We start from the raw sequence: 25,687 nt of genomic DNA, 5'->3' as shown, positions 1-25,687 counted from the left end.
AACCCCCTTGTTTGTAAAACTTCTTGTAAATTTTAAAAACGGCCAGAGGCAAAATTTTCTGCCACTGGCCAGATGTGGTATTTATGCACTATTAATAAGCGTACAGCTTTCCATATGGGCGTTTGTTGTAAGGAATTAGCTTATAAAACGGCTTTGACATTATATACTCCTTGCTATATCCAAAAAGTTTTACAAACTCTGTAATATATTTGTCAATAAATTTATAATCTTCATCTTCCATATCAACAACTTTTACTTCTTTGCCAAGCTGATATGTCTGAACCTCTCCGCGAAGATACATAATACCACCATGCATACCAGTTCCACAGTAAAGACCAGTGATTGGCTCACCATCTTTCAATGTAAGACCTAAAACAATTATCCTTCCACCTGCCATGTACTCGCCAAGAAAATCTCCTGCTTTCCCACCAACTACCAACACAGGAATCTTGTCTTGATACTCCTTCATGTGAATTCCAACTCTGTAGCCAACATCGCCTTTTATGAAAATCTCGCCACCTCGCATTCCATAGCCTATAATATCCCCTGCAGAACCATGTACTATTATTTTGCCCGCATTCATGGTGTTTCCAATACCATCCTGACCATTTGCAAACACCTCAATTGTAAGTCCGTTCATGAATGCAGCCATATCGTTTCCAGGGGTGCCATAGATGTTAAGTTTTCTATCCGGGAATGTCAATCCATCGCCAATGTAGCGCTGGCCGTTTACGTTTATCAAATCTACCTCTTTATACCCTTCATTCAAAGCATTTTCTATCATCTCATTCAATTCCTTGTAATGTATGCCTTTTGCATCTATGGTAAGCTTATGAAGATTCATTTTAAGCTTTTGCACCCCCTAAAATCTTCTCTTGCCTTATTTCCTTTGGCAAATCTAAATATCCAAAGTCCTCGTCAAGAAGCCTGTGTTTTATACTCTCAACGTTAAAGCCTTCTTTTATCATATTAGTTATCATACCAGCTCTGTCAATTGAGTTTATAAACATAAAGCCAACAACTCTACCATTTTTAAGATATATCTTTCTGTAAGCATTTTTTTCCTTATCATGTTTTACCAAAACTTCTATATCATCAGAGTTTGGCACAACAATCCCTGCTGTTATCATGTGAACATCAAAAAATCCTATTGAGTTCATTGGAAATCCTCTGTCAAATGTCCTCTCAACCCCTGCCATGTTATACCCTGCTGTCTCACCTTGATTATAAGCATTTGGCCAGATTGGAATTACCCTTTGCTGCTCAAATACAAAGTCGTATCCTTCTGCACAATCCCCTGCAGCATACACATCTTGTATATTTGTTTCCATTTTGTTGTTTACAACAATTCCGCGGTTGATCTTAAGCTCTGTTCCCTTCAAAAAGTCAATATTTGGCACAACACCTATTGCAAACACAACTATATCACAATCTAAAACCTCACCATTTTTGAGCTTTACTTTTTCAACCTTGCCATCGCCTATTATCTCATCAACAGATGTTTCGAGTTTGAAAACTATACCATGTTTTTCAAGCTCACTTTGAACTATTCTTGATGCCTCCAAATCCAGAATAGAACCTAAAATCCTATTTGCAAGCTCAACAACAGTTACATCTAAATTCCTTTTGATAAGCGCTTCTGCTGCTTTGAGTCCGCTCAGTCCCGCACCAATGACTACCGCCTTTTTTGCACCGCTTTTTATAGCCTCATCTATTGCTTTTACATCATCAAACTTTATGAATGTAAACACATTTTTGAGTTCAAACCCCTTTGTAGGTGGCACGAATGGCTTTCCACCTGTTGCAATAAGGAGCTTGTCGTATTTTACTTTTTCTCCATCGTCAAGTATAACTTCTCTGCTTTTGAAATCAACTGCTACCGCTTTTTTGCCAAGCTTTGTTTCTACCTTGTTTTTCTCATAGTAGTCCTCATCTCTGATATACATCTTGCTCTCGTCAACTTTCCCACCAAGGTAGTAAGAAATGAGTGGTCTTGAATATACCCTGTACTTTTCATCTGATATAACAACAATAGGGTTTTGAGTGTCAACCTTTCTTATAGCTTCAATACATCCGCACGCAGCAACAGAATTGCCTATTATAACATATTTCATTGATAAACTCTTCCCCCTTTTTTAGACCTCTTTGACTTCAAGGGCCTCGTTTGGACAGTTTTTGACGCACGCAGGCTCGCCCAGCTCTAAACACAAATCACATTTAGACGCTGCTTTTTTGTTCTCCCCGCGCCTTACTGCACCATGCGGGCATGCCATTATACATGACCAGCACCCAACACACTTTTCCTCATCACAGATTATCCTACCATCTTCAAGCCTCTTCATTGCACCTGTGATACATGCCTTTGTACATGGAGCGTCATCGCAGTGCCTGCACTGCAGGGCAAATGTGGTCCATGTTCCGCTTTTCTCTTCAATTAAAATTTTCGGTGTTGGTTTTGAATCCTTATGTTTTATATAAAGCTTTACAAGCTCATGAGCCTTTATATTTGGTTTTTTGTATTTAGAGTGAGCATACACACAGTAAACCTCGCACAGGTGACACCCTACACACACATCTTCTTTCGGGAAAATCTTTTTTGCCAAAGCCTATACCCCCTCTCCTGCATGCTTGACACCTAAAATCTCCATCTCTTTCTCTGTAAGTCCAACTGCTCTGAGCATCAGCCTGTTTCCTCTCAAACTCTCCAGAGCATTTATTCCCATCAAGCCCAACATCTCTTTTATCTCATGGCTCCAAGCCTTCAAAAGGTTTGCTGCTCTTCTTGCTCCAATCTCAGGATTGAGTCTTTTTACCAAAACAGGGTCCTGTGTTGCAATACCCCAGTTGCATTTACCTGTGTGGCACTTCTGGCAAACATGGCATCCCAATGAAATTAGTGCTGCTGTTCCAATGTAGACCGCATCAGCACCAAGTGCTATAGCCTTCACAACATCTGCACTGTTTCTAATTGAACCTGCAACAATGATTGATACCTGATTTCTAATTCCTTCTTCTCTGAGTCTTGAGTCAACAGCTGCTAAGGCAAGTTCTATTGGAATACCAACATTGTCTCTAATTCTGAGCGGTGCTGCGCCTGTGCCACCTCTCACACCATCGATTGTGATAAAGTCAGCACCTGCTCTTGCAATACCAGAGGCAATTGCCGCAACGTTGTGAACAGCTGCAATTTTAACACCAACAGGTTTTGTATAGTTTGTAGCCTCTTTTAAAGCAAAGATGAGCTGGCGCAAATCCTCAATTGAGTAAATATCATGGTGCGGAGCTGGTGAAATAGCATCAGAGCCAATTGGAATCATTCTTGTTCTTGATACCTCTTCACCAACCTTTTCACCAGGCAAATGCCCGCCAATTCCTGGCTTTGCACCCTGACCAATCTTTATCTCAATTGCCGCACCTGCGTTCAAATAGTCAACGTCAACACCAAATCTTCCTGATGCGCACTGAACAATTGCTCTTTCTTTGTATTTGTAAAGCTTTTGATGAAGTCCTCCTTCGCCTGTGTTCCAATATGTTCCCACTTCAACAGCTGCTGCTGCCAAAGACTCGCAAGCGTTTAGTGAAATAGAACCAAACGACATTGCAGAAAACATTATAGGTACCTCTAATTCAAGCTGTGGCGGAAGCTTTGTTTTTAGATTGCCATTTTCGTCAAACTCAAGCTTGTCAGGTTTTCTGCCAATAAAGGTTTTCAGCTCCATTGGCTCTCTTAAGGGGTCAATTGACGGATTTGTAACCTGGCTTGCGTTAATTAAGAGTCTATCCCAGTAAATTGGTATTGGCTTGTCATTTCCCATACCAGTTAAAAGTATTCCGCCAGTCTCTGCCTGTTTGTATATCTCATTTATATAAGAAGGTGTCCAGTTAGCATTTTCTTTGAATGCATTTTCAGTCTTTTTTATAGTAAGCGCCTTTGTTGGGCACATAACAACACATCTGTGGCATGCAACACACTTTGATGAGTCTGCAACTACTCTGTCTTCCTCTTCATCATATTCATGAACCTCGTTTGCACACTGTCTTACACACACTTTACAGCGAATGCACTTTGTTTCGTCCCTTACAACCTCAAACTCATTTTCATATAGTGAAATCATACTATCACCCCTTCGTCCAAAGTAACATATACAGGCTCTCCGCCTTTGGGCATCCAGACCTTTTCTGGGTCTTTGCAGATTTCTCTTATTGCTGCCTCTTCTGATGCAACATATACAAAATCACCTTTTTGTGCAGCAACAAGAGGACGCAGTTTTATTCTATCGTTAAGAGCTAATATCCCATTTGAAAATCCCAAGATTATCGAAAATGGACCATTTACTAAGCAAGATGCATACACTGCTCTTATTGCTCTGAGCTTTTCTCTTTCGTGTTCGTCCTGTCTATCAATCACACTCCAAAACGGAGCTGCCAAAGCTTTTGCTGCAATCTCAACAGAAAGCTTGTGTTTTCTCAAAAGAAGGTCAAAAAGGTATGCCATAACCTCAGTGTCAGTCCTAAGTGTACACTTGTAACCGAACATCTCTAAGTATCTATAATTTGTTCCATATGAAGAAATCTCGCCATTGTGGACAATTGACCAGTCAAGCAGGGTAAAGGGGTGAGCTCCGCCCCACCAGCCTGGCGTGTTTGTTGGAAATCTTGAATGCGCTGTCCAGATATATGCCTTGTACTCATCAATCCTGAAAAACTCGCCTATGTCTTCTGGATATCCAACACCTTTGAATGCACCCATGTTCTTGCCACTTGAAAATACATACGCACCGTCAATTTGGCTGTTTATAAACATTACACTGTCAACAACAAAATCTTCTTCTGTTTTTTCTGTATCTCTCAATCTTTTCTCAAGTGGCTTTACAAAATATCTCCAGACAATTGGTGCATTTTGAATGCTTGAAACCTTTCTTGTTGGAATTACTTCACTTTCCAATACCTCAAAGTTCTGGTTTAAAAAGTGCTCTGTATCCTCTTTTGCCTTTATATCATCAAAAAATAGATGAAAAGCATACCAATCTTTTCTGTCAGGATAGATTCCATACGCTGCAAATCCACCACCAAGCCCATTTCCTCTTTCTTTCATGATGGCAATGGAATTGATGATGTCTGTACCAGAAATTCTAACACCCTTTTTATTAATAAACCCCGAAATAGCACAACCAGACGGAATTCTAACTTGCCCTTCCCTTAACAATTTCTATACCTCCTGTGTATATAAATTGAAAATTATTTACTATTGAGTTTTTTACTTCTAAAAAAATTACATCTTTTGCATATAAAAAACTTTTGCATACAAAAAACAACATTCATACATGTATACAATGGGTTAAGTTTAATTATAGCAGTAAATTATTAAACAATCAATAACTTAGTTGAAGAGAATTTTATGTAAGCTGCAAGTTAAGAACAAAAAACTTGCACTTTTGATGTGAAGCTTGTAAACCTTTATGCAGGAAGATAAATGATAAAAAATTTTGATTGCATATTTTAATTGTAATGGTTATAGATTAGAATTTAATTATAACATAGTCAACCGAAAAATGAATTTTTAGAGGTGAGAAAATGCCAAAACGAAATATAAAAGAGCAACCTACATTGTTTGGTGACCCGGGATTTTCTTCATGGGGAATTGTCTATTATAAAAAAGGCCAGAAAAATATTGTTGAAAAGCATATGCATGACTGTGATGAGTATTATTTTGTGCTAGAAGGAAAATTAAAAGTGATTTCAGAAGACAAGGAATACATACTTGAAAAGGGTGACATGCTCTGGACCAAGATGGGCGACTTTCATGAAATTGTAGAGGCCTTAGAAGACACAACAATGTTTTGGTTAGAAGGCCCTTTGATGGGTAAAAAGCGAAAAGGGCATCAGTATGAACCATGAATTATAAAGCATAACCTTAGACATAAATAAGATATTGAAAATGTTTTGATTCTACTGTAAAATAATAGACAGTATCAGATAAAAACAAAAAATAGGTTCTACTCTATGTTAAAAGGGAGTAGCACCAAAAGCCTTGTCCTCAACATTCGCGAGAAAGGTATTCAAAAAGTCCTTTCTCTGGGGATAAGGGCCCAAAATAGGGTGTGCGAGACTTTTAACATGTGATTTTGCCGTCACATGTTAAAAGTCTTTTTTATTTGTCTTTAAAAAGATTTTGCAAAACCCATAATAGTTTTGTTAGCAATTTTAAAAACATTGCAAAAACACTTTTGAAGAAGGAGGGATTTGAGCTTGAATCAAAATTTCTCTGATTTTCACTCTAAAACTGTAGAGACCATTTTGGAGAATCTTAAAACCAGTTTAAACGGACTTTCCTATCAAGAGGCAGAAGAAAGACTTAAAGTATATGGAAAAAACGTAATTGAAGAAGGAAAAAAGAAATCCATATTTGCTCTTTTTTTGGAACAATTCAAGAATGTAATGGTACTTGTACTTTTTGCTGCAGCTATAATCTCAATTCTTCTTGGCGAAGCAGCAGATGCCGCAATCATCTTGGCAGTTTTGCTTATCAACGCAGTCTTTGGAGTTGCCCAGGAACTAAAGGCTGAAAAAGCAATTGATGCTCTCAAAAAACTTAATATGCCATATGCAAAGGTTTACAGAGATGGCCACCTGATGCAAATTAAAACAGATGAAATAGTAGTTGGCGATATAATTGAGATTGAAGCAGGGGATATTGTTCCCGCAGACCTGAGGCTTATTGAAAGCTTCAATCTTAAAATTGATGAGTCAGCTTTAACTGGAGAATCTGTCCCTGTTGAAAAAAACGCAAACGACCTTCTTGCTGAGTCAACACCTCTTGCAGAAAGAACAAATATGGCTTTTATGGGAACAATTGTGACATATGGTCGAGCAAAAGGCGTGGTTGTTTCAACAGGTATGAAAACAGAAATAGGCAAAATTGCAAACTTTGTCAATTTGCAATCTGCAATTGATACTAAAACTCCTCTCCATGAAAAGTTAGAAGAAATTGGGAAATATCTTACAGTTGGAATTCTGGCAATAGCATTTATTGTCTTTGTGACAGGATTGCTTTATAAGCGAGATGTATTTGAAATGTTTTTGACAGCTGTGTCACTGGCTGTTGCTGCAATCCCTGAAGGACTTCCTGCTGTTGTCACAATTGTTTTGGCAATTGGTGTTCAAAGAATGGCAAAACGAAATGCTATAATAAGAAGACTGTCTTCAATTGAAACCTTAGGTAGAGTAGAAGTTATTTGTTCTGACAAAACGGGCACACTTACCCAGAACAAGATGAATGTTGTGAAAGTCTATTGTAATGATAGCTTGGTTGAAAATCTTGAACATGAAGATATTGTAGCTAAAACCCTTCTTAGAATAATGGCACTTTGTAATGATGTCAAACTTGATCTGGTTGACAAACAGCCTCAGTTTATAGGTGACCCTACCGAAATTGCCTTAGTAAAATTTGCTTATGAAAAGGGATTGAACAAGAACGCCATTGAAAAGGTTTTTAAAAGAGTGTACGAAATACCTTTTGATTCTGTCAGAAAAATGATGACAACTGTGCATGAGGTCAAAAATGATGAAAAGCTTTTGGTATTTTCCAAAGGTGCTGTAGATGTGATAATTAATAAGTGTAAGTTTATAATGGTAAATGATGAAATACTCCCCCTTGACGAAAATACACACCAAAAAATCTTGCAGGCAAACAAAGAAATGACATCAAATGCCCTGCGCGTGTTGGCTTTTGCTTACAAAGAAATTGATAAAAATGAATTAGAAAATAAAAATACCATTGAAGATAACCTCATCTTTATAGGACTTGTTGGAATGATTGACCCGCCAAGGAAAGAAGCTTATGGAGCAGTTGAGGTCTGCTACCAAGCAGGAATAACACCTGTGATGATAACAGGAGACCACAAAGATACAGCTTTAGCCATTGCAAAAGAATTAAAGATAATTGATACAAGCAAAGACGAACTTTCGCAAGTTTTGATAGGTACTGAAATTGAGAAATTAGATGACCAGCAATTAAAGGAAAAAGTAAAAGAAGTGAGAGTATATGCAAGAGTCTCTCCTGAACATAAATTAAGAATTGTTGACGCATGGAAAAGTCATGGTAAAATTGTTGCTATGACAGGTGATGGGGTAAACGACGCACCTGCCCTGAAGGCTGCCGACATTGGAATTGGTATGGGAATTACAGGTACTGATGTTACTAAAAATGTATCTGATGTTATTTTGGCAGATGATAACTTTGCCACAATTGTTGCAGCTGTTGAAGAAGGAAGAAAGATTTATGATAATATACGAAAAACCATACAGTTTTTGCTTTCTTCAAATATCGGAGAGGTTGTGACACTCTTTTTAGCAACACTTTTAAACTGGGTAGTATTGTATCCAATTCATATCCTGTGGGTAAATCTTGTGACTGACACTTTCCCTGCTTTGGCACTTGGCATGGAAAAAGCAGAAAGTGATGTAATGAAGAGAAAACCTAAGAAAACTTCAGAAAATATATTTGCAGGTGGACTTGGCTTTTCAATACTCTATCAGGGCTTTTTAAAAGGTTTGATAACATTGCTGGTATTCTTTATTGGAAACAAACTATATGGTCACAAAACTGCAATCACTATGACTTTCATGACGCTTAGTTTCATACAACTTACACATGCATACAATGTGCGCTCAAATATCAATTCGCTATTCAAAATGGGCGTGTTTTCAAATAAATATTTAAATCTTGCTTTTGTAGCTTCGTTTTTGCTTCAGGTTGTAGTTTTAATAGTTCCTCCATTAAGGGAGTTATTTAAATTGTCATACCTTAATTTTTCACAGTGGACAATCATAATTTTGGCATCACTTTCTATTATCCCTATTGTGGAAGTTGTAAAGTATTTCACACGTCATTTCCATAAAGAATAACTCAAAATACATTGTCAGGCAAAGGCCAAAAATGCTGGTCTTTGCTTGACATTTTTTATCTTATAATAGTATTCTTATAAAGAAACATTAACAAAAGAAAGGGATGACAAAATGGTAGCAGGATATGTCTTAAAACTAATTATTTCTCTATTTGTTATACTTTTGGGATGTACTTTTTTTACAAATGCAGTAGAATGTTTTGGGAAAAAACTCAATCTTGCAGATGGAGCTGTTGGAAGTATTTTAGCGGCAGTTGGCACTGCACTACCAGAAACAATTATACCTATTATTGCCATTCTTTTTGCAAAGGGTGAAAGTTCGCATCAGGTTGGCATAGGCGCGATTGCAGGTGCACCTTTTATGCTGGGAACACTTGCTTTTTTCATAACAGGGCTGGCAGTTATAGTTTACACATTGCTCAAAAAAAGAACACTAAAAATGAATGTTGACCTTAGTGTGTTTGAAAGAGACCTTACCTATTTTATGATTGTCTATGGAATTGCTGTTGCCACAACTTTTATACAAAACCATAAGTTAATTAGAACAATAATTGCTATCATTTTATTTGTTGCTTATCTTATCTATGTAAAAAAGACTCTCGCGGATGAGTCTGAAAATGAAGAAACTCAAGAGCTTGAAGAGCTGTATTTTACTAAGCTTTTAAAACTTCCAAACAATCTTCTTTGGATAAGCGCCCAGCTTATTCTGTCACTTGCTATAATAATCTTTGGTGCACACCTTTTTGTTGAATATGTCCAGAAAGTTGCCACTTTGATTGGAATCTCAGCACTTGTTCTTTCAATTATCATAACACCAATTGCAACAGAACTTCCTGAAAAGTTGAACTCTGTAATATGGATTGGCAAGAAAAAAGACACCCTTGCAATTGGAAACATAACAGGTGCTATGGTGTTCCAGTCATCTGTTCCTGTTGTTTTTGGTATAATCTTTACACCCTGGAACTTGAAAGGAATTACAATGGTATCTGCGATTTTGGCTTTTTCGTCTGCTGTTTTAAATCTTTTGTGGGTTAAAATTAGAAAGAATGTCAATCCATTTGCGCTTTTGTTTGGTGGAGTGCTGTATCTTATATTTATAGCTTATGTTTTCTGGAGATAATTGTATAGATTTTTATTCCATGTTTGTGTTATAATTAAGAAAAACAAGCAAAACTTTTAGGAGAAAAACAATGAGTGATAGGGAAATACTGGAATTGATACTGGAAAAGGTCACTGTGGTTGACCAAAAGGTTGACAGGCTTGAAAAAAGGCTCGAAAACCTCGAAAAGAGAGTTGAAAACCTCGAAAAGAGAGTTGAAAACCTCGAAAAGAGAGTTGAAAGTCTCGAAAAGAAAGTTGAAAGTCTTGAAAAAAGAGTTGAAAGCCTTGAAAAAAGAGTTGAAAACCTTGAAAAAAGAGTTGAAAGCCTCGAAAAAAGAATGGATGCACTTGAGGCAAGAGTTGAAAGGTTAGAAATTCAGGTTTCCGAAAATACTCAAATTCTCAAAGCTTTAGAACATCTGGCACAGGTAAACAAGGCAGAACATGATAACTTTACTCATCAACTTGCAAGAATTGAAGGACTTTTGACATCAGAGATAAATAAAAATAACCAAGAGCATCAAGTCATAATTTCTAAAGTTGAAGAGAATTCTGAGAAGATAACAAGGCTTGAAAAAGACATGGTTGTAATTGAATCTGTTTGCGGAAAGAATATGCAAGATATAGCTTTTTTGAAAGGTATAAAGAATTAAAGAGCATTTACATACAAAAAGCTGCCAATCCCTATGGCAGCTTTTTGTATTTTTATCTTTGCAATATTTTCAGTTCTGTCTATTTTTTTATTTAACAAATTGTTAACACATTGTGATATAGTTTATACTATAATTAAAGTTGAGTACCTACATACTTTATTGATTTTAGAGGAGGGATAATTTTTGATAAAGGTCGAACACTTAACAAAGAAGTATGGCCAACACTATGCAATTCATGACATTTCATTTGAAGTGCAAAAAGGGGAAATTGTTGGTTTTCTGGGTCCAAACGGTGCTGGAAAATCTACCACAATGAATATAATCACAGGATACCTATCACCTACAGAAGGTACTGCATATGTTGATGGATTCGACATCTTAGAAGAGCCCGAAGAAGTGAAAAAAAGAATAGGATACCTTCCTGAAAATCCCCCACTTTATATGGACATGACAGTGCAAGAATATCTTGACTTTGTGAGCGATATAAAAAAGGTGGATAAAAAAGAGAAAAAAAGAAGCATGGATAAGATAATGGAAACTGTTGGAATTGCCCACGTGAGAAACAGACTTATAAAAAATCTTTCAAAAGGTTACAAGCAAAGAGTTGGACTTGCCCAGGCTTTAATTGGCAACCCTCCTGTTCTGATTTTAGACGAACCAACAATCGGACTTGACCCAAAGCAGATAATTGAAATAAGGTCTGTTATAAAGAATCTTCGAAGTGAACATACAATAATCTTGAGCTCACATATCCTGCCAGAGGTAAGCGCAGTGTGTGAAAGAGTTCTGATAATTAACAAAGGAAAGATAGTTGCAAGCGACACACCCGAGAATCTATCTAAAAGACTTACTCACGGAAGCAAACTACAATTGAGAGTATTAGGTCAAAGACAAAAGGTTTATGGAATACTTGAAAAGGTGCCAGGAGTAAAATACATAGAATTCATTGGTCCAAAAGAACCAAACACTGTTGAGGTTATTGTTGAATCAGAAAATGATATAGATATAAGGGCAGATATCTTTTATGCTCTGAGCGAGGCAAAACTTCCTATTTTGATGATGAGGGCTGTTGACCTAACGCTTGAAGAGATATTCCTGCAGCTCACAACTGAGGAAAAGGAGGCTGAGGCTGTATGAGCGCAGTTTTGAAAAAAGAATTAAAAATATACTTCTCAACACCAACAGGTTATATATTTATGGGATTTTTCCTTTTGATTTCGGGATTTTTCTTTGCAGTGTCAAACCTGTTTTCAGCAAGCCCAAACTATACCTCAGTCCTCGGTAATATAACATTCATATTCTTAGTAGTTGTACCAGTTTTGACAATGAGACTTTTGAGTGAAGAGGCAAGAACAAAAACTGACCAGCTGCTTTTAACATCTCCGCTAAAACTTACTGAGATTGTTCTCGGGAAATATTTGGCAGCAGTGGGCGTGTTTGTTTTGACTATTGCCATTACAATTCTTTATCCAGTAATACTTTCATTTTATGGTGATGTTCCGTTTGGTGAAACAGTTGGAGCATACATAGGATTTTTCCTGCTTGGCTGTGCATTTATTTCGGTTGGACTTTTTATATCATCCCTTACTGAAAATCAGTTTGTTGCTGCTGTGGTGACTTTTGCTGCACTGCTTTTGACGTGGGTGATAGACTGGCTTGAATCAGCTCTTCCAACCGACAGAACAGCAGGCTTTGTATTTGTCCTGATATTGGTCGGGCTTGTTGCCGGCTGGTTATATATGACACTGAGGAATATAATAATAAGTGCAATTTCGGGAATAATTGGTGCCGGTGCATTTATTGCTGTATATATATTAAAACCAGATTTTTACGATAACGCTATAGTCAGATTCTTTAAGTGGTTTTCACTCTTGAGTAGATATCAAAAATTTACCAATGGTCTTCTGGATTTATCTTCTATTGTTTATTATCTATCATTCATATTTGTGTTTATCTTCTTAACAATAAGAGTTCTTGAAAAAAGAAGATGGAGCTAAATAAAAGGGGGAAGAAATGGTGAAGTTTGATATAAAAAATATCCTTGGTTCATTTAAATCGAGGAAGTTCAAGTTTGGCGGATATGCAGCAATGCTGACAGCTTCAGTTATTGCTATTGTCATTGTCCTCAACCTTTTGGTAGGTCAGATACCTGCAAAATTTGACCTTACGCACAATAGATTATATTCACTTTCAAAACCTACTGTTGAACTTTTGAAAAATCTCAAAAAAGATGTAACAATTTATGCTCTGTTCCAATCAGGTAATGAAAACCCTGTGATTTCAGAATTCATACAAAAATATGCTGACAAGTCCTCTCATGTAAAAATAAAATACATAGACCCATACAAAAACCCAGGGTTTGTAAAAAAGTACGACACAAGCGGTTCAGGGATTGATGAAGGGTCTTTGATAGTTGAAAGTGGAAACAAATTTAGAGTTATAAACAGATACGATATGGTAGATTACTCTTATGACGAACAAACAGGAAACACAAATGTAACAGGCTTGACAATAGAACAAAAACTTACCCCTGCTATACTTTATGTTACATCTGAAAAAACACCTATAATTTATGAGCTGAAAGGTCATGGTGAAGATACCTTTATAGGTCTTGGAATTTCAAGTGAGGTAGAAGCTGCAAACTTTGAAATAAAAGATTTGAACTTGCTTACAGAAAAAAGTGTGCCACAGGATGCATCAGCTGTTGTTGTAATATCACCAAAGACAGATATTTCTGATATTGAACTTAAAAAACTAAAAGACTATATAAACGGTGGCGGAAGAGTCTTGTTTTTGATGGACCTGTTAAAGGATGAGCTTAAAAACTTCAATAGCATATTTGAAAGCTTGGGTGTTCGACTTGAACATGGTATTGTAATGGAAGGTGATAATACAAAGAATGCAGGAAATCCTGTTTGGATTTTGCCAAATTTAGAGTCTCATGATATCACAAATCCAATAGACCTAAACAATATGTACATGCTTTTGCCAAGTGCTCAACCTATTGTTGAAACAAAATTCAAAAAGAGAACAATAACAATTGAAAAACTTCTAACAACAACTTCTAATTCATGGCTAAGAAAAGATTTAAATTCTACATCACTTTCAAAAGAAAAAGGTGATATATCAGGACCATTTACACTTGCTGTTGCAATAACAGACAAAGCAGACAGCTTAAATGCAAAGTTAAGACCGCGCGACGCAAAAGTGGTTATAGTAGGAAGTGCAATGTTTGCGAATTCACAGTTTTCCAAAAACATTCCAGGAAACCTTAACTTTGTTGTAAATGCATTGAACTGGTTGCAAGATAAGAAAGACACACTGCAAATCCAGCCAAAAGACTTGACAACATTCAGACTTAATCTTAGCACAAGCCAGGCTATGATCTGGGCAGCAATAACTGTTGTGGGGATACCCGTTTTGATACTTATTCTTGGCTTGACTATTTGGCTTAGGAGGAGACATCTATGAGAAAAAAGAAAAACAGACTTTTTACAATTGTCTCTGTACTTTTGGTTTTAGTTTTAGTAATCGGTGCATACTTTTATGTCAGTTATGTGAATAAAAAGAAACAAGAGGCTGAAGAGAAAAAGTCATCTCAAACTATTACAGTGACTAATTTTGATAGGAATAAACTGATCAAAATAGATATAAAACATGACGATGTTCATCTTGTGCTTGAAAAAGTAAAAGACAAATGGATAGTAAATGGAATTAACAACCCCTTATATTTTGACCAGGATAAAATAGACGATATAGCATTTTCGTGTGCGCAGATGAGCGCCGAAAAGATTGCAGATTCAAACCCGAAAGACCTTAAAAAATATGGGCTTGACAACCCAAAATCGGTTGTTGAGGCAACATTTAGTGATGGCAAAAAAGTAACCTTCTACCTTGGTTCTGAGACACCTATAACCTCTACTTACTATCTGATGAAAAAAGGTGACCCAAAAGTTTACGTTGTATGGACAAACCATGCCGAAAATTTCACTATAAAGCCTCAAAAACTATTGAGCGTAAAGATACCCGAAATAGATACTCAAAATATAACATATGTTAAACTTGTTAGAAAAGGTCAACCTACTATTGAGATTAAAAAGGTTGATGAGAAAAATAAAGAAGACAATGAATGGAAGTATTATGTAAGGCTTTGGAACTTAGTTCAGCCATACAGCCAGCCGGTTGGCGTTGCAAGTGACAAGTTTTCTGAGTTTATTGAAAATGTACCAAACTTTAGTCCAGAAGATATTGTTGGTGAAGATGTATACAATCCAAAATATGGTCTTGAGTCACCAAAAATTGAACTAATTGTGAAAGACAACAAAAACACTTTGCATCTTTTTGTTGGCAACAGTGCAAGTGACTCAACTGTCTATTGTAAAATGGCAAACTCTAAGGTTGTTTTTACAATGTCAACATATAAGACAGATTTTATGAACACCGTAAAGCCATTTGACCTTATAGAAAAATTTGCTTACATTGTGAATATAGATTACGTTGACAAAATAGAAATTTTTACTCCAAATAAAAAGCATACGCTGATTCTTGACAAAAAACTCATCAAAAAAGCTACAAGCGAAGAAGAATCTGATGAGTACAAATACAACTTCCAGGCTGACGGAAGAAAAATTGATGAAGACACATTCAAAAAATTCTATCAGGAAATCATTGGTCTTCTAATTGACGGTGAAAACGACAAAAAACCGGCAGGTACACCAGAGGTCACCATGAAATTCTATCTTGTCAACAAAAAGGTTGACGTGATGCAGTACATTCCTTATAACGACGATTTTTACATGGTTGTGCGAAATGGCAAGTCTGACTTTGTGATTGCAAAAGAACAGGTTCAAAAAGTTCTAAAGGATTTAGAAGACTTAGTTGCTGGCAAATACAAGCCACCAGAAAGCTAATTTAAGCATTCTCAGGGAAGCTGTGAAGATTTTTAAACAGCTTCCCTTTTAGTTTATATGGCAATTTAAAATATTGATATTTTCTTTATTTTTTTGATATTGTAAAGTAATTGCAATATAAAGTAAAATAAATAGTGTAAAAACAAAGCCTTGTTACAATTTCTAAAAGAGGTGATACTCTGTGCTTGACAAATCTTTTTATCAAAATCCAAAGATTCAGCATGTGAACATGGCACAGCCAAGGTCATCATTTGTTCCTTATGCCAGTGTAGAAAATGCTTTGCTTGGTGATTGGGAACTTTCAGAATACTTGAGATTACTTAATGGAAGCTGGTATTTTAAGTTATTTGATATGCCCTGTAAAGTTGACCAAGAGATTATAAAATCAGATGCTAAATTTACAGGATTTGAGAAAATTATTGTTCCAAGTAATTTTCAGCTTTTTGGTTACGACAAACCAATATACACTAATACACGATATCCCATCCCAGTTGACCCACCATATGTACCTGATATTAATCCTACTGGGGTGTATAAGAAAGAGATTTTTATTTCAAAAGAGGATAAAGAAAAGAGAATATTTTTAGTCTTTGAGGGTGTGGATTGTGCTTTTTATTTATATGTAAATCAGGAGTTTGCTGGATTTTCAAAAGTAAGCCACATGATGCATGAGTTTGACATCACAGATCTATTGACTGAAGGTAAAAATATTATAACAGTTGCAGTTTTAAAATATGCAGACAGTACATATTTAGAAGACCAAGACAAGTGGCGAATGAGTGGAATATTTAGAGATGTATATTTACTTGTGCGCCCCAAGATATATCTCAAAGACATTTATCTCAAGCCTGAACTTAACGATAACCTAACTAAAGGCAGTTTGGTAGCAGAAATCGAAATCTCAAATTCAAATGAAGAAAAATCAGAATTTTATGTAGATGTGCAAATATACGCAGACAAAGAACTACTAAAATCTGCCTCAAAACTTGCAAGCATTTTACCAAAAACCACTGAACAGTTCAGAGTTGAGTTCCAAATTGAAAAACCATTGCTTTGGAGTGCTGAAACGCCAAACCTCTACAAATTTATTGTGATTATAAAGGATACATCAGGTAAGATTTTGGAGGTCATCCCTCAAAACTTTGGGTTTAGGAAAATTGAAATTAAAGATGGCGTATTTTACCTAAATAATGTACCCATTAAATTAAAAGGTGTCAACAGACACGACATGCATCCAAGAGTTGGATTTGCAGTGACAAGAAAGATGATGCAAGAGGACATAACTTTGATGAAACAGCACAATATAAACTGTGTAAGAACTTCACACTATCCAAATCATCCTTATTTTTTGGAGCTGTGTGACAAATTTGGGATTTACGTAATTGATGAAGCTGATTTGGAAACACATGGATTTGGAGCAGTTGGTGACTGGGGACTTTTAGCAAAAGACCCTATGTGGGAAGATGCGTTTCTCGAAAGGGCAAAGATGATGGTAATGCGTGACAAAAACCACCCATCAATCATTATGTGGTCGCTTGGAAATGAATCTGGCTATGGTCCAAACCACGATAAAATGGCACAGTGGATAAGGTCATACGATAATAGCCGTCCTATTCATTACGAAAGTGCCCGTGATGCAGAGGTTGTGGATATTGTAAGTGTAATGTACCCTCCTGTAGAAAAACTTGAAGAAGAGGGCAAAAAACAAGAAAAAAGACCATTTTTTATGTGTGAGTATGCACATGCAATGGGAAATGGTCCTGGAAACCTCAAAGAGTATTGGGATGTGATATATAAATACCCAAGGCTTTTAGGTGGATGTGTGTGGGAGTGGGCAGACCACGGAATTTTGACAAAGACACCTGATGGGAAAGAGTACTATGCCTACGGCGGGGATTTTGGAGATGAGCCAAATGATGGTAACTTCTGTATAGATGGACTTCTTTTCCCCGACAGAACTCCGTCGCCCGGGATGATTGAGCTGAAAAAAGTTTATGAACCAGTTATGATTGAACTTTTAGATAAAAAAAGCGGAATTTTCAGGGTAACAAACAGGTATGATTTTATATCTTTGAATCACATTGAAGTTGAATGGGAACTTTTGTTAGGTGGCAGGGTTGTGAAAGAGGGCTTTGTTGATGTGAGCGATGTACTGCCTCACTCTTCAAAAGAGGTCGAGATTGATGAAGTCAAAGAAGTTTTAAAAAGTTGCAAGGAAGAACTTTTCATTACCTTCACGGCAAAGCTCAAAAACTCAATGCCTTGGGCAAAAAGAGGTTTTGTTCTAACAAAATCTCAGATTGCAATTAATGAAGAAACATCTCAAGATGCTGTGCAAAAAATTGAAAAGATAAATGCCATTTTATCAAAGCAAGACAGGTTTGAGGTTTGCAAGTTATCTGACAAATTGGTAGTTTTCGCAGGTAACACAGAAGTAGAGTTTTGCCGATGGACAGGTGATTTGGTAAGCTTGAAACATAGTGACCTTGAGCTTATAAAATCCTCACCAAGATTTAATATTTGGAGGGCTCCAACAGATAATGATGTGCATATCAAAAACGAATGGATAAAAGCTGGATTTGACAAGCTTCAAAGAAGAATTGTAAATGTCAGCTTTGAAGAACACAGCGAGTACTTCAAAGTACAAACAACTTCGGTATATGGCGCATATTCAGTAAAACCTGTATTTGAAGTAACCACAAGCTACAAGGTTTTCAAATCGGGAATTGTAGAGACAAATGTGTATGCGCAAGCTCTCAGACAGCTTCCGCCACTTCCAAAGATAGGACTGCAATTTATGATGCCAAAAGAGTTTGAGTATGTCAAATATTATGGACGTGGACCTCATGAAAACTATCCTGATATAAAACAGAGCGCAACTGTAGAAATATATGACATGGCTATAAAAGACATGTACGTTCCATATATAATGCCCCAGGAATATGGAAACAGGTGCGACGTTAGATGGGCGTTTGTATACAATATATACGGAATAGGACTTTGTATTAGAGGCATCCCAACATTTAACTTCAGTGCAAGAGAATACACTGATGATGTGCTCACAAAAGCAAAACACTCATATGAGCTGACAAAAGCAGATGGAATTGTTGTGAATGTGGACTTTAAGATTGGTGGTATCGGGAGCCAGAGCTGTGGTCCCGGCCCACTTGAGAAGTACTTAGTCAAGGATGACAAATTTGAATTTTGCTTTTATATGATACCTGTTGATAGCAATAGTTTAGATGTTGAAAAGCTATGGTAAAAAAGTGAGGGTTTGTCCAAAATATTTTGGATAAACCCTTTTCTCTTTCAAAACTCATTTTCTAAATTTTTCTCATCAATTTTTATAAACAAAGGCCTCTCACTGCCCCTTGAATTTGGACTATGAATTGAAAGCATAAGGTCACCTTCAAAGGTTCTAAAAAGCATGCCATGACCACCGTCATTAGAAAAAATTGGCTCGGGTTTGTGCTGCCATGGACCTAAAATATTGCCTGACAGTGATTTTGCAGCTCCAACACAGTATCTTCTTTCACTATCAAAGCTTGACCATAACATCAAAAGAGTGCCGTTTTGGGTTCTGAATAAAAACGGACCATCTGTAACAAAACATTCTCTGCCATCTTTAACTCTTATACTTGCTGTCCAAGGTGCGCTGGAGGCTGTAAAGAGTAAAACGGGCTCATCAATAACTCTTTTCAAATCATTTGAAAGTCTTGCTGCTAAAATCTGACCATCATAAACCTCAACCCATTCACGGCAAAATACAAGCCATGGATTTGAATCTTCATCTATGTAAAGTGTTCCATCAAGGCACATCCAATCCTTTGGCGTAACAGGTCCAATACTGTGTTCAACATATGGTCCTTCTACAGTATCTGAAACAAGAATCGCAGTCCCCCTTTTCCCCTCAGGTGAGCAAAATGTTGCAAACATATAATACTTGCCGTTATAAAAGTGCACCTCCGGTGCCCAGAAATTTCTGTCTGCCCAAAAATTCTGAGGAGGCCTGAATGCTGGATATGGCCCATCAAAATTTTCAAGGTCATAGGTTACATAATAATCAAAGCCTGTTGCTTTTTCATTTCCCCAGCAATTTTTATCAGTTGTACCAAACATATAGTACACCCTTTTTTCTTTCACAGGCATAATAAAAGGGTCACGGATATAAATATCCTGTCTTCTTAGCATCTATTTCATTCTCCTTTCGGTCCTCAAAATTAACAGGAAGAATTATTTTTACAATTGTCCCCAAACCCAGCTTGCTCCAAACCTTGAGTTTAAAGTTACCCCCATAGATGAGCTTTAACCTTTCATTGGTGTTTAAAAGCCCAATATGATCTGAAAAGTCAAAATCCTGTGAAAGCCTGCCTTGTACCTCCTCTAACTTTTCTTTGCTCATCCCAATTCCATTGTCAATTACCCATATACAAAGCCAATCACTGGTATCTTTTAATTTTCTTATCCTGATTTTTATTCCACATCTCTTTTCGCAAGGTTTTATCCCGTGATAGATTGAATTTTCAATCAGAGGCTGAAAAAGAAGTTTCATTACTTTTACATCAAGCACGTCCTCAGTATAGTCCCAGATTACATCAAATTTTTCTTTATATCTTGCCTTGACAAGATCTATGTATGCTTTGGTTGCTTTGATTTCATCTTTCAAAAATATGGTGCTCCGTGGATTGCTAAGAGAATATTTGAGAATTGATGATAGATTTTCTATCATCTTTGTGACCTCATTAGGATATCTTGTTAAAGCTAATGTTTTTAGATATATGTGTTCTAAAGTGTTGAACAAAAAATGAGGATTTATTTGAGATTGCAAAGCTAAAAGCTCTAAAGCTTGAAGTCGTGTTGTCAAGTAGTGTTTTTCTATGAAGTTCTTTATTACGTTATACATAATATATCCATATTCATCATTAGATGTAATATTTGCTTCTTTTAGAGGTCTGCCTTCTGTTGCTGAATTTATGGTATCTATAATCTTTTTTATGTTCCTGTAATTCATTTTAGCTATGTAATAAGATGCGCTAAAGGCAATAATTATAAAAATTAATAGCATTACAATGGCAATTTTAAAAAGTTTTATTGGTATACTATAAAGGTAGTCTTTTGGAATTACTGATACAAATGTCAAGTTGTATTTTTTTGAAGCTATCTTCTTTGTCAAAAAGCTTTTAACCGGTTTCTTAGAAATTGTGATCAAAATATTTGAATCATCTGACTGGTTAGATACTAATATATTCCCTTTTTGGTCTAATATATACATTGCATGATCAGGTATCGAACTTGGAAGGTTCAAAAGCTTTTTTACTTGGTCATAGTAAAGATTGAGGACAATAACACCTTCATCTAAATCTGAGTATCCTGAAATTATCTTTTTGTAGATTGTCAGAACATCAACTGATTCTTCAGCAAAGTTGTAAGGCTGAATTTTTCTTCTTTCTATCCACATAAGTTCACTGTGCTTTTTATATTGTTCAAACCATTTATTATCATAAAAATATTGAAAATTTGTTATACCATCTGGAGTAACAATAAAGTTACCTTCAGGATTTTTGAAATATACATAAATTGAATGTATAAAAGGTTTTGAATACGAGATTGAATTTAAAACATTTTTAAACATATTGAGTTGCCAAATATCCTCTAAGGAAAAGTATGTAGAATTTAAAATTCTTTTTATTTGAAGAGTCACATCCTTGTTTATTCCAAACACCATAAAAAGATAATCAATCTCTCCAAGCATAAGCTCAATATTATTCTCACTTTGAATTAGCATTGTCTCTAAATTTTTGTTTATTTCATTTTTTACATACTGTTCTATTATTAAGCATGAAAAAAATCCGAAAATTAGTATTATAATAATTGGCACAATTACTATTTGGAAAAAATTCCTTTTGAATAACCTGCTTTTATAGAGGCCATCTTTTCCTTTCATGACAGATTATCTCTCCTGGACAAACTCAGATGGGGATTTGCCAAAATATTTTTTGAAAGCCCGTGTAAAGTTTTTGGGATTTTTATACCCAACCATTTCACTTATTTCATGGAGTTTATATATTGGAATTTTCATGAGCAAAAGAGCCTTCTTCATCCTGACTTCCATTAAATAGTCAGAAAAGTTTTTCCCTGTTTTGCACTTAAAAAGACGACTGAGATAATAAGGATTCATATAGACAAGTTTTGCTGCATCCTCTAAGGTTGCTTCTTTGTAGTTTTTATTTATATATTCTTTTACAGTTTCAATCACATTTTCAGGATTGTCAATAGAAATTAAATCATGTTTTTTTTCTTCTTCACTGTGAGTTTGCGGATTTTTTGACTGTAGGTCAAGTTCTTTTTTTATTAGCCCAAATATCTCTATTACCTCATCATACGTTGCTGGTTTTGTTATGTAGTACCTTACCCCATATTTCATTGCTTTTTGAGCAAATTCAAAGTCCTGATAACCACTTATAAAAACAACTTTTACAGGGATGTTATTTAAAAACAAAACCCTTGCAAAGTCAATTCCATTCATCACAGACATTTTAATATCACAAAAAACAACATCAACCTTATTTTGCAAAATATAATCTAAAGCCTGCTTTCCATTTTCAAACAGGCCAACAACCTCAAAGCCAAGTTTATCCCATGGAAAGCAGGTAAAAAGCCCCTGTCTTATCTCACTTTCATCTTCAACAATAATCATCTTGTAATACATACAGGGTCTGCCCCCTTTTATTTTAAAACACCTTTCAATTAAAATTATAACACTATTCAAATATCCTTCACAAAACCAATATCTTACTTTAACCTTTTATTCCGCTTGTTGCAATTCCTTCAACGAAGTATTTTTGAGCAGCAAAGAAGATGATAATACACGGTAGCATTGCTATAACAGTCATAGCCATGATTTGGTTCCAAGCAATTGCAGCTGCACTGTCAACACACATTCTAAGTCCAAGGGCAATTGTGTATTTTTCAACGCTGTTGATATATATAAGGGGTCCTAAAAAGTCATTCCAAGTCCAGATAAACTGGAAAATTCCCATTGAAATCATTGCTGTTTTACAAAGAGGACCAGTTATACGCAAAAGTATCTGGAAAGAGTTGCAGCCATCAATTATAGCAGCTTCTTCTATTTCTCTTGGAAGCCCTCTCATAAACTGTATCATCATAAACACAAAAAATGGAGTTGATGCAAACATTGATGGAATTATAAAGGGTTTGTAACTATCTACCCATCCAAATGCATTGAAAAGAATATATCTTGGAATAAGGTTTACAGAGTCTGGCAGCATTAATGTTGAAATTAGTATCACAAAAAATAATCTTTTCAGTGGAAAATTAAACCTTGCAAACCCATATGCCACAAGTGTAGAGGATATTATTGTAAAAAATACAACTGGGATAACAAGTATAAAGTTATTTGCGAAAAATCTACCAAATGTATATTGCCCTGTCCCCTGCCATCCTTTTATAAATGAGTCTGTAACTATTTTTTGGGGAAATAAAGACAGCGATTTGAATATCTCATCATTTGATTTAAATGCCGCAGATACAACCCACAAAAGTGGATAAATCATAAACAGTCCAAATAGAATCAAAAAAGCATAAGTTATAAAAAGAGAAATAGTATTTTTTACTATTTTGTTCTGGGAGTACATCTTTTTTTAGAACCTCCCTTCATCATACTCGTAATATGTCCAATAGGTAGAAGACCTAAATATAAATGCAGTAAAGATTAATATTATCACAAACTGAACCCAGGAAAGTGCTGCCGCATAACCCATTCTAAAATACTTAAATGCATTGTCATATATGAGCATACTCAAAAGATAGGTGGAATTGACAGGTCCACCGCCTGTGATGATGTACGGTCCAGTAAATTCTTGGAATGCATTTATTGTCTGCATCACAAGGTTGAAAAACATTATAGGTGAAATCATAGGAAGAGTTATCTTTGTAAACATTTTTAGTCTTGATGCTCCATCAACCAGTGCTGCTTCGTAAAGTTCTGATGGTATCTCTTTAAGTCTTGCTAAAAATAGTACCATAGATGAGCCAAACTGCCACACCGCAAGAAGGCTCACTGAAAACATTGCTATTCTGGGATCTCCAAGCCAGTTTATACCTTCTATCCCAAATAATCCTAAAAATTTGTTTACTATACCTTCTTTCATAAACAAAAATCTCCATAAGATTGAAATCGCAACAGACCCACCAAAGATAGAAGGAAGATAATATACTGTTCTGAAAAGATTTATTCCTTTCAGTTTCATGTTTAATATTATTGCTACAAAAAGAGCAAACGAAATCTTGAGGGGAACGGTTATTATAACATACTTTAAGGTGTTTAAAAGTGCCTTTGGAAATAACTCATCCTTTGTGAACATATAAATGAAGTTATAAAGTCCTACAAACTTGGGTGGTTTTAGCATACTATAGTCACAAAACGAATACACAAATGACATTATAAAAGGATACAATTTGAAAACAAGAAATCCCACAAGCCATGGCAAAACATATAAAAGGCCAACCAAATCTTTTCTTTTCAAGTTTGCTGTCATTTATTTGTCACTCCTTTTTTAAAGAAAAATGCTGTAACACTAAAAGCCTGAACAAAAAGGGGCTGCCAACCTCAAAAGCGGGAGGGCTTTTGCCTCTTTGACAGCCCCATATACATCCAATTGCTTTATCGGGATTGCAATCTCTTTATCTCAGCTAATTTTTGTTTATAAAGTGCCATGAGCTTGTCAGCTGCTTGAGTTGGTGTCAGCTGCTTGTAAGCAAGCTGCTGAATAACATCTGTTGCTATTTTCTCAAGCTCTTGATTTTGTGAAAGTGCATTTTCAGGTGGTGCAGCTCTTTTCAGAGCCTCCGATGTTATTTGTGTTATGACTGGATCTAATGCCTTTTCTTTTTCAAGTGCCTCTCTGGCTGTTGAGCTTGCTGGAACACCTCTGACATCTTTCAATATTAGTGCAGCCTGTTTATCATTTAAAAACCAGTTGATAAACTTTGCTGCTTCCTTTGGATTCTTGGACAATTTATTCACCGCTAAAAGCTGGGACGGTCTTACAGTTACAGCTGTGCTCTTTGCATTTTTCATTATAGGTATCATTGTCATAGACAGGCTTGGTATATTTGCTTTGTTGGCTGCAAAGGTTGAAGTCCAATTCCAAAGCATCCCAAGCTCGCCTTTGAGCCATTTTGGATTTTGCTCAGGTTTTCCTTGGAATGGTGCACTCTCAGAAAATGGTTGAATAGCACCTACTTTAAACAGTTTATCAATATAGGTGAACGCCTCAATTAGTGTCTTTCTATCAAATCCCATTGTGTAATCATCATTTATCCATTTTCCACCTTTTTTCTGAAGCACATATGTCTTTAAAAGATAATAGCAAACTGTTGCATCAAAATTCAAAAGATAGTAGTTCTTATCTTTTTTATGAACCATCTCAGCTGTTGTTAATATGTCCTCCCATGTCCATGTCTTGTTTTCTGGAATGCCAAATTTCTTAAAAAAGTCCTTGTTATAGTGAATAGCCGAAGCATTTACACCTGTTGGAAGTCCTATGAGTTTCCCATTTGAATAGCACCAGTCTTTTAAAAACTTCTCTTCAAATGGCTTTAAGTTGACTTCTTTAAAAGTTTTAAGGTCTGCAAAGAAATCTCCCTGTGCAGAAAGTTCTCCTATCCATGTAACGTCAATCTGGATAATATCAGGAGCGGTTCTTCCCACAAGCTGGGTGATAAGCTTTTGCATGTACCCTTCAATACCACCATACTCTGCATTAATTCTTACATTAGGGTATTTCTTCATATACGCCTGAATTGCAGCTAATGTTGCCTTGTGGCGTGCTTCACCTCCCCACCACATAAATCGAAGTGTTACTTTGTTTGAGGCAGCTTTGACTTTTTCACAATTAACTGTTGAGAAGGTAAAAAAGAGTGAAAAAGTAAAAACTACTAATACAAGAAGTGCAATTAACCTTTTATTTTTTACCAATTTAACTTCCTCCCTTCACTTTTTGTTTTGTTTTTATAGATTTAGTCGTGCAATTTTATAATAACATGGTCAAATATATTTAAAAAAGGTACTTAACTTTACAATAGGTATCATAAA

The 25,687-nt window shown here is 35.9% G+C and carries 20 protein-coding genes; 9 read left to right on the top strand and 11 right to left on the bottom strand.

Going from position 1 to position 25,687, the window contains the following annotated elements:
- Window positions 1–91: 91 nt before the first annotated feature.
- From CALKRO_RS00885 to CALKRO_RS00865, 5 genes are read right to left on the bottom strand one after another with little or no spacing between them, the layout of a single operon-like run.
- The gene (locus tag CALKRO_RS00885; protein ID WP_013429250.1) at window positions 92–844 is read right to left on the bottom strand and encodes a GltB/FmdC/FwdC-like GXGXG domain-containing protein; all 753 of its coding nucleotides are present in this window, start codon (window positions 842–844) and stop codon (window positions 92–94) included.
- A gap of 1 nt (window position 845) precedes the next feature.
- On the bottom strand, window positions 846–2,114 hold the full coding sequence (locus tag CALKRO_RS00880; RefSeq protein ID WP_013429249.1) for an NAD(P)/FAD-dependent oxidoreductase: 1,269 nt from the start codon (window positions 2,112–2,114) through the stop codon (window positions 846–848).
- A 21-nt stretch (window positions 2,115–2,135) separates the two neighbouring features.
- Window positions 2,136–2,603, bottom strand: coding sequence for a 4Fe-4S dicluster domain-containing protein (locus tag CALKRO_RS00875; protein WP_013429248.1), 468 nt, complete (start codon window positions 2,601–2,603; stop codon window positions 2,136–2,138).
- Between the two features lie 3 nt (window positions 2,604–2,606).
- Window positions 2,607–4,115: a glutamate synthase-related protein gene (locus CALKRO_RS00870; protein WP_013429247.1), complete on the bottom strand. Its 1,509-nt coding sequence runs from the start codon at window positions 4,113–4,115 to the stop codon at window positions 2,607–2,609.
- A complete protein-coding gene (locus tag CALKRO_RS00865; protein ID WP_013429246.1) occupies window positions 4,112–5,206 on the bottom strand; it encodes a class II glutamine amidotransferase in 1,095 nt (364 codons plus the stop codon). The genes CALKRO_RS00870 and CALKRO_RS00865 overlap by 4 nt, the downstream gene beginning before the upstream one ends.
- A gap of 368 nt (window positions 5,207–5,574) precedes the next feature.
- Here CALKRO_RS00865 and CALKRO_RS00860 point away from each other — a divergent pair, with 368 nt between their 5' ends.
- The 9 genes from CALKRO_RS00860 (at window position 5,575) to CALKRO_RS00820 (ending at window position 18,832) form a co-directional block, all read left to right on the top strand.
- A complete protein-coding gene (locus CALKRO_RS00860; protein ID WP_013429245.1) occupies window positions 5,575–5,898 on the top strand; it encodes a cupin domain-containing protein in 324 nt (107 codons plus the stop codon).
- 351 nt (window positions 5,899–6,249) lie between these two features.
- Window positions 6,250–8,907 (top strand): calcium-translocating P-type ATPase, SERCA-type, encoded by a 2,658-nt coding sequence (locus tag CALKRO_RS00855; RefSeq protein WP_013429244.1) that lies wholly within the window; start codon window positions 6,250–6,252, stop codon window positions 8,905–8,907.
- A 111-nt stretch (window positions 8,908–9,018) separates the two neighbouring features.
- The gene (locus CALKRO_RS00850; protein WP_013429243.1) at window positions 9,019–10,026 is read left to right on the top strand and encodes a sodium:calcium antiporter; all 1,008 of its coding nucleotides are present in this window, start codon (window positions 9,019–9,021) and stop codon (window positions 10,024–10,026) included.
- A 70-nt stretch (window positions 10,027–10,096) separates the two neighbouring features.
- Window positions 10,097–10,660, top strand: a complete 564-nt coding sequence (locus CALKRO_RS00845; RefSeq protein WP_013429242.1) for a nucleopolyhedrovirus p10 family protein — start codon at window positions 10,097–10,099, stop codon at window positions 10,658–10,660.
- Between the two features lie 183 nt (window positions 10,661–10,843).
- Complete coding sequence (locus tag CALKRO_RS00840; RefSeq protein ID WP_013429241.1) at window positions 10,844–11,797, top strand: ABC transporter ATP-binding protein; 954 nt, start codon at window positions 10,844–10,846, stop codon at window positions 11,795–11,797.
- Entirely contained in the window at window positions 11,794–12,657 is an 864-nt protein-coding gene (locus CALKRO_RS00835) for an ABC transporter permease (protein ID WP_013429240.1), read from the top strand. The genes CALKRO_RS00840 and CALKRO_RS00835 overlap by 4 nt, the downstream gene beginning before the upstream one ends.
- Window positions 12,658–12,673: 16 nt before the next feature.
- Complete coding sequence (locus CALKRO_RS00830; RefSeq protein WP_013429239.1) at window positions 12,674–14,131, top strand: GldG family protein; 1,458 nt, start codon at window positions 12,674–12,676, stop codon at window positions 14,129–14,131.
- Window positions 14,128–15,570 (top strand): DUF4340 domain-containing protein, encoded by a 1,443-nt coding sequence (locus CALKRO_RS00825; RefSeq protein ID WP_013429238.1) that lies wholly within the window; start codon window positions 14,128–14,130, stop codon window positions 15,568–15,570. Before CALKRO_RS00830 ends, CALKRO_RS00825 begins: the two co-directional genes overlap by 4 nt.
- Window positions 15,571–15,751: 181 nt before the next feature.
- On the top strand, window positions 15,752–18,832 hold the full coding sequence (locus CALKRO_RS00820; RefSeq protein WP_013429237.1) for a glycoside hydrolase family 2 TIM barrel-domain containing protein: 3,081 nt from the start codon (window positions 15,752–15,754) through the stop codon (window positions 18,830–18,832).
- 47 nt (window positions 18,833–18,879) lie between these two features.
- Here the strand turns inward: CALKRO_RS00820 and CALKRO_RS00815 are convergent, their stop codons facing one another.
- The 6 genes from CALKRO_RS00815 to CALKRO_RS00790 all read right to left on the bottom strand — a co-directional run bounded on the left by CALKRO_RS00815 (window position 18,880) and on the right by CALKRO_RS00790 (window position 25,570).
- A complete protein-coding gene (locus tag CALKRO_RS00815) occupies window positions 18,880–19,761 on the bottom strand; it encodes a glycoside hydrolase family 43 protein (protein ID WP_013429236.1) in 882 nt (293 codons plus the stop codon).
- On the bottom strand, window positions 19,730–21,514 hold the full coding sequence (locus CALKRO_RS00810) for a sensor histidine kinase (RefSeq protein ID WP_013429235.1): 1,785 nt from the start codon (window positions 21,512–21,514) through the stop codon (window positions 19,730–19,732). The genes CALKRO_RS00815 and CALKRO_RS00810 overlap by 32 nt, the downstream gene beginning before the upstream one ends.
- Before the next feature lie 6 nt (window positions 21,515–21,520).
- Window positions 21,521–22,279 carry a response regulator transcription factor gene (locus CALKRO_RS00805; RefSeq protein WP_013429234.1) on the bottom strand — a complete coding sequence of 253 codons (759 nt, stop codon included), beginning with the start codon at window positions 22,277–22,279 and terminating at the stop codon, window positions 21,521–21,523.
- Window positions 22,280–22,367: 88 nt separating this feature from the next.
- Window positions 22,368–23,225, bottom strand: a complete 858-nt coding sequence (locus CALKRO_RS00800; RefSeq protein ID WP_013429233.1) for a carbohydrate ABC transporter permease — start codon at window positions 23,223–23,225, stop codon at window positions 22,368–22,370.
- 6 nt (window positions 23,226–23,231) lie between these two features.
- Window positions 23,232–24,128, bottom strand: coding sequence for a carbohydrate ABC transporter permease (locus tag CALKRO_RS00795; protein WP_013429232.1), 897 nt, complete (start codon window positions 24,126–24,128; stop codon window positions 23,232–23,234).
- Window positions 24,129–24,253: 125 nt separating this feature from the next.
- The gene (locus CALKRO_RS00790; RefSeq protein WP_013429231.1) at window positions 24,254–25,570 is read right to left on the bottom strand and encodes an ABC transporter substrate-binding protein; all 1,317 of its coding nucleotides are present in this window, start codon (window positions 25,568–25,570) and stop codon (window positions 24,254–24,256) included.
- Window positions 25,571–25,687 lie beyond the last annotated feature (117 nt).

Source organism: Caldicellulosiruptor kronotskyensis 2002 (assembly GCF_000166775.1).
In the GTDB taxonomy this organism is placed as follows: Bacteria; Bacillota; Thermoanaerobacteria; order Caldicellulosiruptorales; family Caldicellulosiruptoraceae; genus Caldicellulosiruptor; species Caldicellulosiruptor kronotskyensis.
This window is presented reverse-complemented; position numbering and strand designations above follow the sequence as displayed.

What these genes read in the sequence shown, in the direction of transcription:
- CALKRO_RS00880 (WP_013429249.1), bottom strand. Translation starts at nt 2,114, where the DNA reads ATGAAATATGTTATAATAGGCAATTCTGTTGCTGCGTGCGGATGTATT.
- CALKRO_RS00860 (WP_013429245.1), top strand. Translation starts at nt 5,575, where the DNA reads ATGCCAAAACGAAATATAAAAGAGCAACCTACATTGTTTGGTGACCCG.
- CALKRO_RS00885 (WP_013429250.1), bottom strand. Translation starts at nt 844, where the DNA reads ATGAATCTTCATAAGCTTACCATAGATGCAAAAGGCATACATTACAAG.
- CALKRO_RS00850 (WP_013429243.1), top strand. Translation starts at nt 9,019, where the DNA reads ATGGTAGCAGGATATGTCTTAAAACTAATTATTTCTCTATTTGTTATA.
- CALKRO_RS00795 (WP_013429232.1), bottom strand. Translation starts at nt 24,128, where the DNA reads ATGACAGCAAACTTGAAAAGAAAAGATTTGGTTGGCCTTTTATATGTT.
- CALKRO_RS00825 (WP_013429238.1), top strand. Translation starts at nt 14,128, where the DNA reads ATGAGAAAAAAGAAAAACAGACTTTTTACAATTGTCTCTGTACTTTTG.
- CALKRO_RS00835 (WP_013429240.1), top strand. Translation starts at nt 11,794, where the DNA reads ATGAGCGCAGTTTTGAAAAAAGAATTAAAAATATACTTCTCAACACCA.
- CALKRO_RS00810 (WP_013429235.1), bottom strand. Translation starts at nt 21,514, where the DNA reads ATGAAAGGAAAAGATGGCCTCTATAAAAGCAGGTTATTCAAAAGGAAT.
- CALKRO_RS00815 (WP_013429236.1), bottom strand. Translation starts at nt 19,761, where the DNA reads ATGCTAAGAAGACAGGATATTTATATCCGTGACCCTTTTATTATGCCT.
- CALKRO_RS00830 (WP_013429239.1), top strand. Translation starts at nt 12,674, where the DNA reads ATGGTGAAGTTTGATATAAAAAATATCCTTGGTTCATTTAAATCGAGG.
- CALKRO_RS00870 (WP_013429247.1), bottom strand. Translation starts at nt 4,115, where the DNA reads ATGATTTCACTATATGAAAATGAGTTTGAGGTTGTAAGGGACGAAACA.
- CALKRO_RS00845 (WP_013429242.1), top strand. Translation starts at nt 10,097, where the DNA reads ATGAGTGATAGGGAAATACTGGAATTGATACTGGAAAAGGTCACTGTG.
- CALKRO_RS00805 (WP_013429234.1), bottom strand. Translation starts at nt 22,279, where the DNA reads ATGTATTACAAGATGATTATTGTTGAAGATGAAAGTGAGATAAGACAG.
- CALKRO_RS00800 (WP_013429233.1), bottom strand. Translation starts at nt 23,225, where the DNA reads ATGTACTCCCAGAACAAAATAGTAAAAAATACTATTTCTCTTTTTATA.